At 53.2% G+C, this 15,738-nt stretch carries 15 protein-coding genes; 5 read left to right on the forward strand and 10 right to left on the reverse strand.

Annotated features, from left to right (window positions below):
- Positions 1 to 14 precede the first annotated feature (14 nt).
- The gene (locus tag EYC98_RS03215) at positions 15 to 2,420 is read left to right on the forward strand and encodes a SpoIIE family protein phosphatase (RefSeq protein WP_279243860.1); all 2,406 of its coding nucleotides are present in this window, start codon (positions 15 to 17) and stop codon (positions 2,418 to 2,420) included.
- The gene (locus tag EYC98_RS03220; RefSeq protein WP_279243861.1) at positions 2,398 to 2,772 is read left to right on the forward strand and encodes an STAS domain-containing protein; all 375 of its coding nucleotides are present in this window, start codon (positions 2,398 to 2,400) and stop codon (positions 2,770 to 2,772) included. Before EYC98_RS03215 ends, EYC98_RS03220 begins: the two co-directional genes overlap by 23 nt.
- Position 2,773: 1 nt before the next feature.
- Here the strand turns inward: EYC98_RS03220 and EYC98_RS03225 are convergent, their stop codons facing one another.
- A complete protein-coding gene (locus tag EYC98_RS03225) occupies positions 2,774 to 3,475 on the reverse strand; it encodes a glutamine amidotransferase-related protein (protein WP_279243862.1) in 702 nt (233 codons plus the stop codon).
- Positions 3,476 to 3,503: 28 nt separating this feature from the next.
- Between EYC98_RS03225 and EYC98_RS03230 the strand changes: the two genes are divergently transcribed.
- The 3 genes from EYC98_RS03230 to EYC98_RS03240 all read left to right on the forward strand — a co-directional run bounded on the left by EYC98_RS03230 (position 3,504) and on the right by EYC98_RS03240 (position 8,682).
- Positions 3,504 to 4,973 carry an alanine/glycine:cation symporter family protein gene (locus EYC98_RS03230; protein ID WP_279243863.1) on the forward strand — a complete coding sequence of 490 codons (1,470 nt, stop codon included), beginning with the start codon at positions 3,504 to 3,506 and terminating at the stop codon, positions 4,971 to 4,973.
- 28 nt (positions 4,974 to 5,001) lie between these two features.
- On the forward strand, positions 5,002 to 6,255 hold the full coding sequence (locus EYC98_RS03235) for a sulfotransferase family protein (RefSeq protein ID WP_279243864.1): 1,254 nt from the start codon (positions 5,002 to 5,004) through the stop codon (positions 6,253 to 6,255).
- Positions 6,256 to 6,405: 150 nt separating this feature from the next.
- Positions 6,406 to 8,682, forward strand: coding sequence for a tetratricopeptide repeat protein (locus EYC98_RS03240; RefSeq protein ID WP_279243865.1), 2,277 nt, complete (start codon positions 6,406 to 6,408; stop codon positions 8,680 to 8,682).
- A gap of 159 nt (positions 8,683 to 8,841) precedes the next feature.
- On the opposite strand, the gene EYC98_RS03245 is transcribed toward EYC98_RS03240, so the two are convergent.
- From EYC98_RS03245 to EYC98_RS03285, 9 genes are all read right to left on the reverse strand, one after another.
- Positions 8,842 to 9,576: a pseudouridine synthase gene (locus EYC98_RS03245; protein ID WP_279243866.1), complete on the reverse strand. Its 735-nt coding sequence runs from the start codon at positions 9,574 to 9,576 to the stop codon at positions 8,842 to 8,844.
- Between the two features lie 119 nt (positions 9,577 to 9,695).
- On the reverse strand, positions 9,696 to 9,962 hold the full coding sequence (locus EYC98_RS03250; RefSeq protein ID WP_279243867.1) for a hypothetical protein: 267 nt from the start codon (positions 9,960 to 9,962) through the stop codon (positions 9,696 to 9,698).
- Positions 9,963 to 10,304: 342 nt separating this feature from the next.
- Entirely contained in the window at positions 10,305 to 10,670 is a 366-nt protein-coding gene (panD, locus tag EYC98_RS03255; protein WP_279243868.1) for an aspartate 1-decarboxylase, read from the reverse strand.
- Between the two features lie 252 nt (positions 10,671 to 10,922).
- Positions 10,923 to 11,678 (reverse strand): class I SAM-dependent methyltransferase, encoded by a 756-nt coding sequence (locus tag EYC98_RS03260; protein WP_279243869.1) that lies wholly within the window; start codon positions 11,676 to 11,678, stop codon positions 10,923 to 10,925.
- A gap of 19 nt (positions 11,679 to 11,697) precedes the next feature.
- Positions 11,698 to 12,468 (reverse strand): SDR family NAD(P)-dependent oxidoreductase, encoded by a 771-nt coding sequence (locus EYC98_RS03265; RefSeq protein WP_279243870.1) that lies wholly within the window; start codon positions 12,466 to 12,468, stop codon positions 11,698 to 11,700.
- A gap of 299 nt (positions 12,469 to 12,767) precedes the next feature.
- Positions 12,768 to 13,496, reverse strand: coding sequence for an RluA family pseudouridine synthase (locus EYC98_RS03270; protein WP_279243871.1), 729 nt, complete (start codon positions 13,494 to 13,496; stop codon positions 12,768 to 12,770).
- Positions 13,497 to 13,507: 11 nt separating this feature from the next.
- The gene (locus tag EYC98_RS03275) at positions 13,508 to 13,777 is read right to left on the reverse strand and encodes a hypothetical protein (RefSeq protein WP_279243872.1); all 270 of its coding nucleotides are present in this window, start codon (positions 13,775 to 13,777) and stop codon (positions 13,508 to 13,510) included.
- On the reverse strand, positions 13,777 to 14,694 hold the full coding sequence (locus EYC98_RS03280; protein WP_279243873.1) for a phytanoyl-CoA dioxygenase family protein: 918 nt from the start codon (positions 14,692 to 14,694) through the stop codon (positions 13,777 to 13,779). The genes EYC98_RS03275 and EYC98_RS03280 overlap by 1 nt, the downstream gene beginning before the upstream one ends.
- Positions 14,695 to 15,030: 336 nt before the next feature.
- Positions 15,031 to 15,657 (reverse strand): class I SAM-dependent methyltransferase, encoded by a 627-nt coding sequence (locus tag EYC98_RS03285; protein WP_279243874.1) that lies wholly within the window; start codon positions 15,655 to 15,657, stop codon positions 15,031 to 15,033.
- Positions 15,658 to 15,738: the final 81 nt, after the last annotated feature.

Raw genomic sequence — 15,738 nt, forward strand, 5'->3', positions numbered from 1 at the left:
GGCGGCCAGATCTGATGTCAGGCCACAGCCTCGCTACCCGCCTCAGCTACCTGCTAGCGGCCTGCATAGCGGGCATGGCGCTGTTAACCACTCTCGTCGACTATCAGCTGTCGCGGCGAGTTATTCTGGAACAGGTGGCCGCCGACACCAGCCGTATCATCAACGATACCCGCTATGATCTTGACGCCCAACTGCGCGGTGTTGAGCAAGCTACCCGGCTATTCGCCCAACTACTCGCCCGACAACAATACGCGCCCGACGAAATCAAACAGCAGCTGCGCATTATGGTGGAGAGTCGCACCGATATCTTTGGTGGTGCGGTGGCAGTGGCACCGGCCTATACCGCCGACTACGCCGGGTTTGCACCCTATTACTATCGCCCGCCATCCGGTCCTCTGACTTATCTGAACCTTGCTGAGAGCATGTCCAATTACAGCGACCAGCCATGGTTCAAGGATACGGCGAATACGGGTAGACCACATTGGAGCGAGCCTTACTACGACGCCGGTGGCGGCGAAACTCTAATGGCGACCTATTCGGTACCACTGTATAGAGCGGACACCAACGGGCGCTCACTTATCGGAGTAGTCACCACAGATCTCGCCTTGACCAGTCTTAGCAGCCAACTAGAAGGGCTGCAGTTGGGTGAAGCCGGGTTTGCGCTGCTACTCAGCCGCCGCGGCATGATCATTGCCGGCCCCGCCAACGCCCTGCTGATGCAACCACTGCTCAATATGTTGCCTGCAGGACAAGACCCGCAGGTCTGGCAGACCCTGCTGGATTCTGCTGCAAACGCTATGCCCAACAGTAGCCCGGTGCCCTGCATCCGCCAGGATGGCGACTGTCTGGTCCATATGACGCCACTCGCCACCACCGGGTGGCCATTGGGTGTGTACTATTCTGAAACCGAAATGCTGGCGCCGCTACGCAGTCTATTGCTACGGATGGCATTGTCTGAGCTTGCCTCTTTGATGCTGGTACTGGTGTTGGTTCACTTTTTAAGCCGGCAATTGACACGTCCATTGGCTGCACTGGTATCAGTTACCGACAATATTGCCAGAGGCTACCTCGACGCACCTCTGCCACGAACTCCGCGTGACGACGAAGTAGGCCGGCTGGTACGCAGCTTTGCTGCTATGCAGAGAAATCTGCGCGAACATATAGCCAAATTGCAGCGCGAAACCGCCAGCCGCAATCGTTTGGAGGGCGAGTTAGACGCAGCCCGCGACATCCAGTACGCCATGATTCCGGACGCAGGCAGCACTCGCGTCTATCGGGAGCGTGTGTCGCTATGGGCAGAGCTACGGCCTGCCCGCTCCGTTGGTGGAGATTTTTACTGGTACCGCTTGGCCGGTCAGCAGCTGCTGATTGTGGTGGGCGATGTTTCTGATAAGGGGGTTCCCGCAGCCCTTTTCATGTCCCGTGCCATAACACTGTTACAGCAACACGCAGCAACTGCCAGCGACCCGAGTCTGCTAATGGCAGCCCTCAATGATGAGCTCTGCGAGGGCAACGACAATTGTATGTTCGTGACCCTGTTTTGCGGCATCATCGATCTGGATTCGCTGGTATTGCGCTTTGCCAGTGGCGGGCATACCCCCGCGAGTTTGGTGCGCGAAGGGCAGAGCATTAGCCTTGATCAAGACACCGGCCCAGCGCTGGGGCTACAAGACGAACAGGATTTTCCAATCAATGAGGTGCAACTAAAGGCCACCGACCGGCTGGTGGTATTTACGGATGGCATTGATGAAGCTTTCAACCCGGCCAAAGAGCAGCTGGGCCTGGATCGCTTCAATCAGCTGCTGGGCGACGGCTACGCGCAGGTAATCGAGCAAGCTGGCGCTGAGGCTTTAATGGCGGTAGAACGGCATGCCGACGGTGAAGCCCAGTCTGATGACATCACTTTGCTGCTACTCGACTTAATGCCCGCCAAGACGAAAGATGCGTGCTATCAAATACCCGCGCCGGCAGCTGCAAAAACCTCCACTGAGGTCACCCCTGTTGCGGACGGTACCATAGGCCCACTGCTGGACTGGCTGCAAGCACAGACTGCAGGACCTTTGTCCGACGCCGCCCAGGGCGAGTTAATGCTGGTTACTGAGGAAGCCGTAACCAACGCGATTAGATACGGGCGCTTGGCTGACGACAGCGCTATTGCGATCTCTCTGGTTGTGTTTCCCGACTACCTGCTCATACAGATCAGCGACCCGGGTATTGCTTTCAACCCACTGGAAGAAGCAAAGGGTGCCGAATTGGGGCTGGAGACAGCGGCTGCCCCGATTGGGGGGCTTGGTGTACACTTACTGAAAACCCTAACCGACCACCAAAGCTATCAACGTCAGGCCGACCGCAATATACTGCGCCTGACAAAAACATTGCCCTCAGCGGAAGAAAAACATGGAATTGACCACTCACATTGATCTTGACGCAGACAAGTCGCTGGCGCGGGTTGCGCTTATCGGCAGCCTCAACACCGACACTGCCCCGGGCTTCGCCCTGCGACTGGACGAGGCAATAGCTGCAGAAATGGATCTTACCGTACTGGATATGGCGGAACTGGACTACATCAGCTCTGCTGGCCTGCGCGTCATTTTCAAAGCCGCCAAACAAATCAAAGGCGCCGAGCGTAAATTGGCAGCGGCTAACCGCAAGCCCCATATCGACAAGGTTTTTGAGATTCTCAAAGCGCTGCCCGACATTGCGGTGTTTGCGGACGACAGCGAAATGGATGAATATCTAACCGCCATGCAGGACCAAGTGCGCGACGAATAGCTCAAGCGCGCAGAAAGTTAAGTATCCAGCGCGCTACCCGACCCCGATCCAATGGCAGTGACAGGGACGCCATGCCACCGCGGTAATTGTCTTCGCCGATAATGTCACGACGAATATTCAGTAAATTTTCCGAGTAGGCCGGCACAAATTCAGGGTGCCCCTGAAACGTCAGTATGTGATCACCTATCTGACACACCGCATTTTCACAGAATTCACTGCCTGCCAATATTTTGGCCTCCGGCGGTAACTGGGTTACCTGATCTTGATGGCTCACTAACAAACGAAATTCCATAGCATCATCATCAGACCAGTTCGGTCGCGCGCTGAAGGTCGCCGCGTGCACGCCCACCCCCCAGCCCTTACTGGATTTTTCCGTTGCGCCGCCCAGCGCCTGAGCAACCAACTGATGACCAAAACAGATGCCAACCAACTTTCTTCGCTCCTGATGCAGCCGCTGCACCAGCTGCTGCAGCTGGTGTATCCACGGCTTATCTTCATACACGCTGGATTTGCTGCCGGTAATCAGCCAGCCATCGGCTACATCCAGTTGCTGCGGAAACTCACCAGCCTCCACATCGAAAACAATGAACTCCAGCTCCGGGTCGACTGCGCGCAATAGTTGCTGAAACATACCCGGATATTCGCCAAATTCATCCACTAATTCGGCTCTTACTGAGTCTGTTTTGAGAATACCGATTTTCATGCAGGGCTCCGTGCTTGTAGAATGAGACATGTTAATAAAAAACGACGCCGGTATCGACGCGGCAATCAACGACGCCTTCGCACCTATTGCCGAGGCCATGTCCAGCTTCATCTTCTATAGCGTAAGCATCGGCGGCACTGAGGTACCGCTGATCGTCGTCTGGCTGATTGGCGGCGCCCTGTTCTTCACGGTTTATTTGGGCTTTCTCAATGTGCGCGGGCTGGGCCACGGCATCAGTCTGCTGCGCGGCAGCAAAAAAAGCGAGCAGCATGACGGCGAGGTTAGCCATTTTCAGGCCCTGGCAACGGCTGTATCGGGTACCGTCGGTATCGGCAACATTGGCGGGGTCGCGATCGTCATCAGCATTGGTGGCCCGGGTGCGACTTTCTGGCTGATGTTGGCGGGCTTTCTGGGCATGTCCACCAAGCTCGCAGAATGTATTGCCGGCGTAAAGTATCGACGGGTGAACCCCGATGGCACTATCTCTGGCGGCCCCATGTACTATCTTGAAGCGATACTGCGTGAGCGCGGCATGGCTCCAATCGCCAAGGCAATGGGCGGCTTTTACGCGCTGGCGATTGTCATAGGCTGCCTGGGTATCGGCAATATGTTCCAGTCCAATCAGGCATTTAGCCAGTTTCTGGTGGCTACCGGTGGCGAGGGAAGTCCTTTCACTGACAAAGGCTGGGCCTTTGGTCTGGCAATGGCGGCCGTGGTGGGCGTGGTCATTATTGGCGGACTGCGCTCGATCGCTGCGGTGACCAGTCGCATGGTGCCGTTTATGGCACTCGCCTACGTCATTGGCGCCATCACCATTATTTTTCTCAACGCGGAGCGCCTACCCTGGGCAATTGGAGCCATCTTCAGCGAAGCCTTCAATCCGCAGGCTATGTCCGGGGGTGCCGTTGGCGTCATGATTTTGGGCTTTCAGCGCGCAGTATTTTCCAATGAAGCAGGTATCGGCAGTGCTGCTATAGCACACTCAGCGGTGCGCACCGACCAACCGGCGACGGAGGGCTATGTCGCACTCATGGAGCCGTTCATCGACACAGTGATTATCTGCACTCTGACGGCTCTGGTCATACTCACCACCATTTACGAGCCAAGCCTGGCCGGGTCCGGCATTCAGGGCATTGAGATGACCTCACGCGCGTTTGCCAGCACGCTGTCCTGGTCAACCTTGCCACTGTCAGTCATCGCCATGTTATTTGCCTTCAGTACCATGATCTCGTGGTCTTACTATGGGCTCAAAGGCTGGACCTATCTGCTCGGCGAAGGCCGGATCAAAGAGTTGGTGTTCAAGGCTATGTTCTGTGTCTTTGTCGCGCTTGGCTGTACCGTCCAGTTGGGCGCCGTGTTGGAGTTTTCAGACGCCATGGTATTTGTCATTGCAGTGCCGAACCTCATTGGTCTCTACCTGCTGGCGCCCACCATCAAGCGCGAACTCAAGTCCTATCAACAACACCTGAAAACACAAGCTGCGGCCGAGCGCAGCTGATGTATTAACCACGGGAAATATTAAGCCCATGAGCGCAACGATTCGAATCGCCGACCTCGCCAACCCGGTTCTATCCGACACCCAACGCATGGCGCTGGACTACGGTGACAGCCTACAGCTTGAGTTCACTGAATCTGCGGTGCTGGGGCAGGCTATAGCCACAGCCGGGGTCGATGATTTTGGTGATGATGGTTTTCGCGAGCGGTTAGGACTACTGCTGAATGAATGGGATAGCGATGCCCAACTTACCGGTATTGGTAGACTCACGCTGCACAACAAGCTGGTGCAACACGCCACCTCGCGATTGCTGATACAAGACATGCTGCACAAGCATCCGGAGATTCACGAGGTAGAAATACGTGAGCCAGTGATTGTCGCCGGCCTGCCGCGCTCGGGCACCACCCATCTGCTGAACCTAATGGCTGCCGACACCCGCTTTCGATCACTGCCATTATGGGAGTCCTACGAGCCGGTGCCGCGCCCGGGCGAAGCCGGTCATCCGCGCGGCCCCGCGGACCCACGCTGGCAGCGCTGCGAAGAAGCCTGGCAGGGCATGCAGATGAGTACCCCTTATCTGGCCGCCATGCACCCTATGGAGCCCGATCATATTCACGAGGAGCTGGAGCTAATGGGACCGGATTTCGCCTCCTACAACTACGAGTGGCTGGCCCCTTCACCGCGCTGGCGTGACCATTATCTCAGCCATGACCAAACCCCACACTACGAATATATGAAAACCGTTCTTAAGCTCCTGCAATGGCAATGTGGCCCGAATCGCTGGGTGCTGAAGTGCCCGCAACACATGGAGCAGCTGCCGGTGCTGCAAAAAGTCTTCCCCGACGCCACCATCGCTATCACCCACCGCGATCCGGTAGCCGTGATTCAATCTGCCATTACCATGCTGGGCTATGGCCAGCGTCTGAACCGCAAAAATGTAGACCTGCCTGCCCTGCTGGAATATTGGAGCGACAGGATTGAAACCCTTCTGCGCGCCTGCGTTCGCGACCGTGACAGCCTGGATAGTGCGCGCACTGTCGATGTGCCCTTTGACAAGTTTATGGCCGATGATATTGGCATGGTTGGCAACATCTACGCTTGCGCTGGTATCCCTTTCACGGCTCAGGCTCGGGCCGAGCTGGAGGCCTTTATGGCCGCTCATCCGCGCGGCAAAGAAGGCCGCATCGTTTACGACCTGGAGGGTGATTTTGGGGTCAAACCAGAGCAGCTGCGCGAGCGCTTCGACTTCTATTTCGAACGTTTTCCCGCTGCGCGCCCGCGCTGAGCCACCACCGTTGCCGCCCCTGATCGCCACAGGCACGATTTACGCTGTGGGCGGCGTCGAACCGCGACTGGGCCAACGCCCTATGCCTTATCTTGGACATGCCTCGCAGATACGTTAAGGTAGCCCGACCCGACTCATCTGGATCTGATTTTGTCTGCACGTTTCTCTGATTTCTGCCTCGCCCTGGCCGCGGCACTGGCGCTCTGTGCAATACCGGCTCTCGCCTCTACCGTACAGCAAGTCGACAACCCGGAGTTTGCCGGTACACCGGCTTGCGCCGGTTGCCACGCTGAAGAACACAGCGCCTGGACCGGCTCTCACCATGACCTGGCCATGCAGGTGGCCAACGAGGCTACCGTACTCGGGGATTTTGACAATGCCAGCTTTTTGTATAACGGCATCACAACTCGGTTCAGCCGTCGCGATGATAGCTTCTGGGTGACCACCGACGGGGCGGACGGCAAGCTGCAAGATTTTAAAGTGGATTATGTGTTTGGTGTCTACCCGCTGCAACAAATACTGCTGGAATTGCCCGGCGGTCGTCTGCAGGCGCTCAGTATCGCCTGGGACAGCCGCAGCGCGGAAGGCGGCGGACAGCGCTGGTATCACCTGCACGCCGATGAAGCGATTGATGCCAGTGACCCGCTGCACTGGACCGGCCCCTACTATAACTGGAACGCCCGCTGCGCCGAATGCCACAGTACTGACCTGCAGAAAAACTATAATCCCGCAGATCAGAGCTACCAAACCACCTGGGTAGAAATTAATGTTGGCTGCGAAGCCTGCCACGGTCCCGGCGCCAAACACGTAGATCTCGCACGCACAGGCAAATTGGGTGCAGCTAGCAATGGCGGCTTTGGTGTGTTTTTGGCTGAGCGCGGTGAATGGGCGTTCGCAGAGAACGAGAGTATTGCCAAGCGCCGGCAGCCAATGGACTATTCCAGGCAGGTGGAGAGCTGCGGACGCTGCCACTCACGGCGCGGCAGTTTTGGGCACTACAACTACGGTAAGCGCCTGCTGGATAATCACCGTCTGTCGCTGCTAGAAGATCCGCTCTACCATGCAGACGGCCAGATTCTTGACGAGGTCTACGTCTATGGCTCCTTCGTGCAGAGCAAGATGCACCAACAGGGCGTCGTCTGCAGCAATTGCCATGAGCCGCATAGCAATGAGCTGCGCGCAGACGGCAATGATGTCTGCGCTCAATGTCATGTGCCTACGGTTTACGATAGCGAGCAACATCACCATCATGCGCCCGAATCGAGCGGCGCGCAGTGCGCCAACTGTCACATGCCAGAGACAACGTATATGGGCGTTGACCCGCGTCGTGATCACAGCATGCGTATTCCCCGACCTGACCTGAGCGTCGTTATTCAAACACCCAATGCCTGCAACATGTGCCATCAGGACCAGAGTGCAGACTGGGCATTGAACAGCCTGCGCGACTGGGGTGTCACTTTTAGCGATACCACCGAGCACCCGGCACGGGCCATGCATCAGGCACGGCGCAGCGATGCCCGCGCCGTACCGCAACTGCAACAGCTGGTTGCAGACAGCAGTTTACCCACAATTCTTCGCGCTACCGCCATGGTAGAACTGGGTAGCTTTGCCGGACGCGAGGCCTACGACGAAGCGATACGCCTGCTGCAGTCGCCAGACCCTCTATTGCGCGTCAGCGCGGTGAGAACTTTGGAATTTTTGCCCAGCCAGCAACGCTGGCAGCTTCTTAGTCCGCTAGTGGCAGACCCCATCAAAGCGGTGCGACTGGAGGTTGCACGTGTAGTTTCCCCCATGCGGGTGGAGTTACTGGAGCCCAGTGAAGCAGCTGCATTGCAGGCTTTGTACAAGGAGTATCTAGCCAGTCTGGATGAAAACTCAGACATGCCAGGCGCTGTCCTCAACAAGGCTACGTTCTTCACAGCCCAGCAACGCTGGAAGCAGGCTCAGGCCGCCTACGAACTTGCACTGCAACTGAACCCGCAATTACTGCCTGCTCTGCTCAACCTGGCGGACCTGCACCGAGCCTTTGGCCGCGAGGCAGAAGCTCGCGTAACGTTGCAAAGAGCGCTGGGCATCGCTCAGGATCAACCCCACGTACATCAGGCCATGGGCTTATTAGAGAGTCGAGCCGGTAATCGCGATGCGGCCTTGTCGCATTTACGCAAAGCCGCGGAACTTGAAAAGAACGGCGTCCGCCATCGCTATGTTTATGCCATTGCCCTACATGACTACGGCCAGCCGACGCTAGCTATCAAGGAGTTACAGGCACTGCAACGTAATGCACCTGAGAACGCCGATGTGTTGCTCGCACTGGTCAACTATCTGCAGGAAGTAGGTCGCAACGATGAGGGGCGCCGCTACGCCGGTAAACTTCTTGAACTGTTTCCCGATAACGAAGATTTCCAACGACTCTATAACAACCTCTGATAGAGCTAACTAACCTAATATAAGCTACAGAGTTGAATTCGGTCTGGCGACCAAATACGACGACGCCTCATAATTTCAAGATCTTCCAAGCCAAAAAAAAGCCCACTCCAAAAGAGCGGGCCTTCACACTGCACACTAAGGTGCTAGAAGTAGAACCGGTCAGCTCTGATGTCCTTGCACTGTACACTGAGTCATCAACGATTGAGACTCCTCTATTGTAAGTTGCCTACTGTTACTCATCTCAAGTCCATCCAGCGAGAATGGCCCCACAGAAACCCGATGCAGCGCTAACACTTCGTTTTGGAAAAAACCAAACATGCGCTTAACCTGGTGATACTTACCTTCAACAAGTGAGAGCCGGGCAGAGAACTTGGATATGATTTCTAAACTTGCCGGCAGAGTAGTCATGTTTTCATAAGCAAAGTAGATGCCCTGTTTAAACGCTGCAACATATTCGTCAGTTATTGGCTGCGCCAAAGTAACCTCATATGTTTTGGAGAGCTTGGTTTCAGGCAGGCTTATCTTGCGCGACCAAGCTCCATCGTTGGTCAATAGCACCAGCCCTGTAGTATTGAAATCGAGGCGTCCAACAATGTGCAATTGATCTTTTTGAGGGTGCTGAATCAGGTCAAGCACAGTGGGATGCTTGAGATCTTTAGTCGCGCTAACAACTCCACGCGGCTTATTCAGCATCATGTAGACCGGCTGCTCATGTTGCAAGGAGATGCCATCCAGCTCTACATGAGTGAATTGCGCCACTTTTTGTTGAATTGAGTGAGCTAGATGTCCGTCTAAAAGGATTCGTTTCTGCGCAATTAAAAACCGGGTGTCTGACAGCGAGAAATCGCTGTTCTGGCTAATAAATCGATCGAGGCGGCTGGTCCTGGGCTTCATGGAATACGTTCACTTAACCAAAACCCTGATCCCCTAACACGGCACTATCAAAAACCACCTGAACAGATTCTTACAGCCGGCGGCAAAGACGCCGCGCTGCATGGGTTTATCGGCTCCCTTCAAATACCCAAATTTCTAGTAAGAACCTCAGCAGATTCTATAATTCGATTGGTCCGATAAAGCTCAGGATGCTTTTCGCTGTCATCGTATCCTACGGGTTCTCCGGCACCAGTGTTTACAAACCACGAATTCTCCGGTGTACGATCACCCAGCAGCTTCTTTAGTTCGGGCGCTTTAATACCCAGAGCTTTAGCGGCTGCATTATACGTACAGCGAGTCTTAACCTTGTTCAGGTAGTCTCGGATAATAGTAATTTTGTCCTGCATAAAAAGGTAATTCCTAAAAAGTTAACGTCGTAGTGACGTGACAAACACACCAGAGCTTAATACTGCATGATCCTCTGAGGTGGCTTTTGGTAAACCAATACTTAGCATACACGGGTTCCGCACCTGCCTCTTCTGCCAGTCTACCAAATTCGGCTTCATCCACTACCATACGCGCTTCAGATTGGCGGCTCAACCGGCAGCAGGAACCCGTTTTGAGTGTATCTGGCTGTCACTGTACCGATTTGAGTAGGTCAGCGAGCTTTAATAGCGTCGATTATGGGGTCGAATGTAAGCTAGCTTGGCGGTATTAGCCGAGAAAAACTGGCTAATACGTTCGCCAAATTACACAAGGGTAGCTTCATCAACTGCTTCATTGTTGTCGTTCACAAAAACCAGAGTAGGTGTGAATGTAGCGTTTTCTTCAGCATCAAGTTGACAATATGCCATGATAATAACCTTGTCATCTACCTCCGCCAGTCTTGCACAGGCGCCGTTCAGGCATATTCCACCAGCGCCACTTTCGCCAGTGATGACGTAAGTCTCAAATCGTTGTCCATTGGTAATGTTGACGACTTGAACCTTTTCGTACTCTTGAATGCCGCTTGCTGTCAATAAATCGCTGTCTATAGTAATGCTGCCAACATAATTTAGATTGGCATCGGTTACAGTTGCTCGATGAATTTTGGCCTTCAGTTTTTCAATTAGCATATTTTCCTCATTTAGAATTCCGCATAACCCCAAAGCCGTTATGCCTTACATGATGTTCTACCGTGAAGAAAGCTCAGACCCATTTCGTCAGGTTCCCGTGACAATCGACAGCTTTCGCTAGGTTCAAACCGTAAATCGGCGCTGATTGTAAAACCTGTTGATATAAGAACACAATGACGTTGTTGACTCATGCAATCCAGCAATTACCAGCGCAGTAAGCGTAGTGCTCTTCGCCATATTGAGGGGTGGCTCCTATACAGAAGATTCAGCTTCCGGCTGCTGAGGCTTTTTCGGATTCTCCGCAACAAAGTAAACCTCGGGCATTAACGCAGTACCAAGCGCTGTAAATGGGCTGGAAGACACCTTAAGAGGATGGAAGTAACCGCCCAGGATTTCTCTAAAGCGGCGGAAATCGAAGCCCATGTGCTCAAAGTAATAGCTAAATCCAGGCGCTATTTCATGCGTGGGCCGAGTTTTTGGCGGGCGCCAAAGAAAAGCACTAACGACGTTTTTCAGGCTAGCATCAAAACCACCATATCGGCGTGACATTCTGAAAATTCCTTTATACAGCGCCGGAATTCCAACTTCCACAGGAACGCCTATAACAATTTTCCCATCTGGTTTTAACAGATCACAAATTGTTTCGAGCGCCTCGCTGGTCTGCGCTGGCGGGAGATGCTCAAAGACTTCGAGGCAGAACACAACATCAACCGTTCCACTTGTAACCTTCCGTATATCATCACAGAATTCGACTGACGCTAACGTTGCCAAGTTTTCTCGGGCTTCGGATAGCAGGCTCGGCATCGGTTCGTAACAAATTAGCTTTGTGTTCTGGTAGTGGCCTGCCAACAGCTTACACAGTTCACCGTTACCAGAACCAAAATCACAGATGGTGTCTGGTGTTGACCGCGACTGACCACATAATTGCACTGCCGAAACCAGCCGTTGCTCTTGTAGCCAACGTTTGATCGGATTTTTGTCTCTGAAGGTAAGATCGGCGTAAGACATCAGCTATTTACGTACCCATTCAGTATGGAAGACTAGCGATTGCGCCGCCGTCCACTACCATCTCCGCGCCCGTAATAAACTGACTGTCCGTGCTAGCAAGAAAAACGACCATATCACCAATATCATCCGGGTTGCCGATAATGCCCAGCGGTGTTTTCTGCTCAATCTGGTTCGTAATCGCTGCCGCTTGATCTCCAGCCGCTTCAAACAATGCGTCCAACATAGGAGTCTGGATGATACCTGGATGTATTGAATTACAACGAATTTTGAACTCGCCATTTTCTACAGCCACGGTTTTTGTCAAAAGAGCCACGGCCGCCTTTGAAGATCCATAGGCGCCGTTACCGGCTTGCCCTCGCTGCCCAGAAACGGAGGATAAGTTGATTATCGAGCCTCCGCCCGAGTCTGGATTAGCCCGCATAGCTTGAACACCATGCTTGCAACCCAAAAAACAGCCAGTGAGATTGATATCAATCACACGGCGAAAGTCCTCGAGGGAAGTTTCATCGACCCTGGAAGAATGGAAGATTCCAGCATTGTTAACCAGTATATCCAACCTGCCATATTGAGCGACAACATTATCCATTAACGCCCTCCACTGATCCTCCTCTCCCACATCGTGCTGATAGAACTTGGCCCCATATTTGGTAGCAGTTTCAGCACCTCTTGCCGCATTGGTATCACACAGCAGCACTAGGGCCCCTTCTCGAGTCAGCCCCTTTACTGCCGCTTCTCCCAACCCTTGCGCACCGCCTGTGACGATAGCGACCTTACCTTCAACCCGCGCCATTTATAGGCCCCCATTGTCGTTTTGATTCATTGACCTGACAGATTCCGAAAAAGTCACTGATGCTAGATTTAGAAAACCTGCCCCCATGCAAACTAAGGCGGGCAAAAATAGCACGTGTTCCCACATGGCAACAGCCGTTGAGTTAGAATTTCCATAGGTCAAACCAAACAACGCCAAACCTATTGCCATGGAAAAGGCACTGACCCCGGTTAGACATTCAGTGATTCCGGCATTTTTCATCAATTAGATCCTCTCCATATTTCCCAGGACCCGACGTGGCCAAAACGAAGCCTATCTGACTAGAACGGACAAATACACTGACCGTGGATAATTTCTCCACTGGTGGGGTGCTTAAAATATAAGTCACTAGCGTGCAGTTGCAGGCGCGCTGACATTTTCTCACTATAATCATTTTTGTAAAGATCACATCCAAGGATAGGGTGACCCATAGTCTGGCTATGAATACGTAGCTGGTGTGTACGCCCCGTGAGAGGCGTAAATTCAACCAAGCTCCGGCGCGGGCTCTCCAGTCGGCGCAATACAGTGTACTCAGTGATGGCTGCCTTGCCGGTTACGTTACAAATTTTTACCCTGGGAAAAAGATCTGCGTCTTTTGCTATGGCTGCGCTAACCCGGCCCCGCTCGTCGGCAAGCCAGCCGCAAAGAATCGCCCTATAACGTTTTTTGACGGTACGCGCCTGAAACTGCCTGTTCAGATGTTGCGAAGACGCAGCATTCAGGCCGACCACCATAATACCTGATGTCCCAAAATCTAATCGATGTGGTAGCTTTGCCTCCGAAAAAGCCGCGGTGACCCCCTTCTGGCCGTTTACCAAACGGTGGTGCACCGAATCCCGGTTCAGCGGGTTTTTGCCCGACAAACTAAGCAGGCCGCTGGGTTTATTGATCAGTAAGATGTCGTCGTCCTGATACAAAATCTCGACAAGATCATCACACGCTGGTGCCACGAAGGCGTCAACTATGCTTGATTTGGTCGAGCGGGCGCTATGTCCGGTCAAATCACTCATTGCTCGTTACTCTAGATGTCTATCCGCCGCTCGAAGATGAATTCATTAACGAGATATGAAACCTCATGCTCCGTACCGGGATGAAGTGCTAGCGGCGAAGGCGATTGCATAAGGAACCAGCCATCCTGCAACGCGGCTAATCCACTTACATAGGGAGGCTCTTCGTCTGGAAGCTGCGGACCATCGCCATCGGTGCCATCGTGAAAGGCCCAACCAATAGTTTCTGTGTCCAGAGCACCTTCAGCAAGCCAGAGATACAGAACTTGTTGTCGCTTTGTCACTAGCTAGACTCCTCTATAAGGCGCACACGCTGCTCGATCCGCGTATGGTAATAGTCAACGTCAAAACCGGGGTCGTTGCTCAAGTAGCGCCAGACTAGCGCGCGCTGCATCTGTTCGTAGCGCGCCTCATGCCCCTTTTGCCAAGGCTGCAGCGAGCGCAGAATCTGAGCAACGCTGTCATGGCGCATTCTTGCGAAGGTGTGGTCACTGGAGTCATTGTGGATATCATCGAAATCTTCCATATTCCACTGTCTGACCTGCGAGACACGCGGGTTGAGTCGAATTTTGTACATCCAGCGATCAACATCGCTGGGGTTAGGTTGACCGGCGTGCCATAGACCATGATGAAAAACCATCAAGGTACCCGCCTCTCCGCTGAACTGCTGCTCTCCCAGCAAGTGTTGATAGCGGCCCACGCCCTCGGCCCTCGTACGACGCAAATGGGTAGCTGGCACGAAGCGTGTGCCGCCAGCGCCGGGCGCAACGTCCTGGGGAAAATAAAATAACTGAATGTCGAAGCTTGGGTCGGCACTGTCCACCACAGCGTCAACATGCAGGTGCTGTTTATATTCACTGCCGGCCTGCAGCCGGTGTACAAAGTCATGGTCAAACAGCGGGTTGGGCCCAACCAGTGATTCGACAATACCTAGCACCTCCGGCAGATTCAGCAATTGCCCGAGAAAGGACTGCGGCGGGTAGCACTCGGATAAAGGCGTCAGGCTTGCAGGTAGTTGGAGTCCACCAGCCTCTGGAGGTTGTCCAACAATCTGCAGAATCTTATTCGACTCAAGCAGCGAAAATTCCCTGATGATGTTCTGGTTAATCTCGCTCGGAATCAATTTATCAAAACGCAGGTAACCGTCGGCGACGAAACGAGCCATCTCCTGCGTTGTTAATTTGTGGTTGGATACTGGCATAGCATTGGCCTTTACCTATTTTTCAATTTGCTATCGATCTGCAGGATGATTGGCACCATCGCAGGTTGGAATATACAGTATTGTTAGTAGGTTTATGCTCTCCAAGCACGCTACGTTGAAACCATATTGCGCCGGTTTCGACCTGCGTGGATGGTGAGTATAAACGCCACAATGGCAGCAATTGCCATTGTGTACTCACGGAATTTATAGAGCGCTTCAAGTGGGCGTCTGGATAGAAAGTTTCGCTACCCTAAAGTCGCTGTGTTGGCATTCGCCAGAATTTTTGATAGACAGCGGCGTACTGCCGCTTCGCATAGTCCTGTAGATTCCCTATCTTTAAGTTTTACGCGCAATCATGAAAACATCGATATCTTTCAGTCCGTGATGCCACTGACTCTCAATGGTAAAACCAGCATTTTTAACCTCGCTCGCCAACTCGGATTCCGTCAGCACAAAGACGTCAGGCATAAGACCGAGAGCTTTTCCTAGTGGTAACAACAGGGTAATAAAGCGTAGGTAAGAACTGCCCAGGCAGCCTGTGCTGCTAACAAAAATACCCCCAGGCTTAAGAATTCTCGCCACCTCAGTGAGCACCGAGTGCCTGTCTGGCAATAAATGAATAACATTTAGACCCAGAACAGCATCCAAACTGGCAGTCTCTGCGTTGAAATCAGTTAAAGTTCCACGAGTGAATGTAATGTTATCAACATTTGACTCGCGGGCTCTTTGGCGACCAATCTCAAGCATATTCTCAGAGATATCTATCGCATCAATGTGAAGTACTTCTGGCGCGTGATGAACTGCTGTGGAACCTGTTCCGCAACCAAATTCCAAAACTCGCATGTCTGGAGCGAAATGTTTTTGTGTTTCTGTGAGTTTCCTCTGATAAGTTTCCTCATCGGAAACCGGGCTCGCGGCATACCCTTGCGCCTTTTTGTCCCAAAACTTGTCGGATTCACTCATATCAACCTCTATTGGTATCTACTGTATTGTAGATTGCGGTGTCACAGGATTATCACTCATAGCACAAGGCCGAGCGCGACA

Origin of the sequence: Candidatus Litorirhabdus singularis, from assembly GCF_026262625.1 — a bacterium.
Lineage (GTDB): Bacteria > Pseudomonadota > Gammaproteobacteria > Pseudomonadales > Halieaceae > Litorirhabdus > Litorirhabdus singularis.

Bases quoted from the DNA above. Each gene is read 5' to 3' on its own strand.
- EYC98_RS03285 (WP_279243874.1), bottom strand. From the start codon at position 15,657: ATGAGTGAATCCGACAAGTTTTGGGACAAAAAGGCGCAAGGGTATGCC.
- EYC98_RS03220 (WP_279243861.1), top strand. From the start codon at position 2,398: ATGGAATTGACCACTCACATTGATCTTGACGCAGACAAGTCGCTGGCG.
- EYC98_RS03280 (WP_279243873.1), bottom strand. From the start codon at position 14,694: ATGCCAGTATCCAACCACAAATTAACAACGCAGGAGATGGCTCGTTTC.
- EYC98_RS03250 (WP_279243867.1), bottom strand. From the start codon at position 9,962: ATGCAGGACAAAATTACTATTATCCGAGACTACCTGAACAAGGTTAAG.
- EYC98_RS03215 (WP_279243860.1), top strand. From the start codon at position 15: ATGTCAGGCCACAGCCTCGCTACCCGCCTCAGCTACCTGCTAGCGGCC.
- EYC98_RS03235 (WP_279243864.1), top strand. From the start codon at position 5,002: ATGAGCGCAACGATTCGAATCGCCGACCTCGCCAACCCGGTTCTATCC.
- EYC98_RS03225 (WP_279243862.1), bottom strand. From the start codon at position 3,475: ATGAAAATCGGTATTCTCAAAACAGACTCAGTAAGAGCCGAATTAGTG.
- EYC98_RS03270 (WP_279243871.1), bottom strand. From the start codon at position 13,496: ATGAGTGATTTGACCGGACATAGCGCCCGCTCGACCAAATCAAGCATA.
- EYC98_RS03265 (WP_279243870.1), bottom strand. From the start codon at position 12,468: ATGGCGCGGGTTGAAGGTAAGGTCGCTATCGTCACAGGCGGTGCGCAA.
- EYC98_RS03245 (WP_279243866.1), bottom strand. From the start codon at position 9,576: ATGAAGCCCAGGACCAGCCGCCTCGATCGATTTATTAGCCAGAACAGC.
- EYC98_RS03260 (WP_279243869.1), bottom strand. From the start codon at position 11,678: ATGTCTTACGCCGATCTTACCTTCAGAGACAAAAATCCGATCAAACGT.
- EYC98_RS03230 (WP_279243863.1), top strand. From the start codon at position 3,504: ATGTTAATAAAAAACGACGCCGGTATCGACGCGGCAATCAACGACGCC.
- panD (WP_279243868.1), bottom strand. From the start codon at position 10,670: ATGCTAATTGAAAAACTGAAGGCCAAAATTCATCGAGCAACTGTAACC.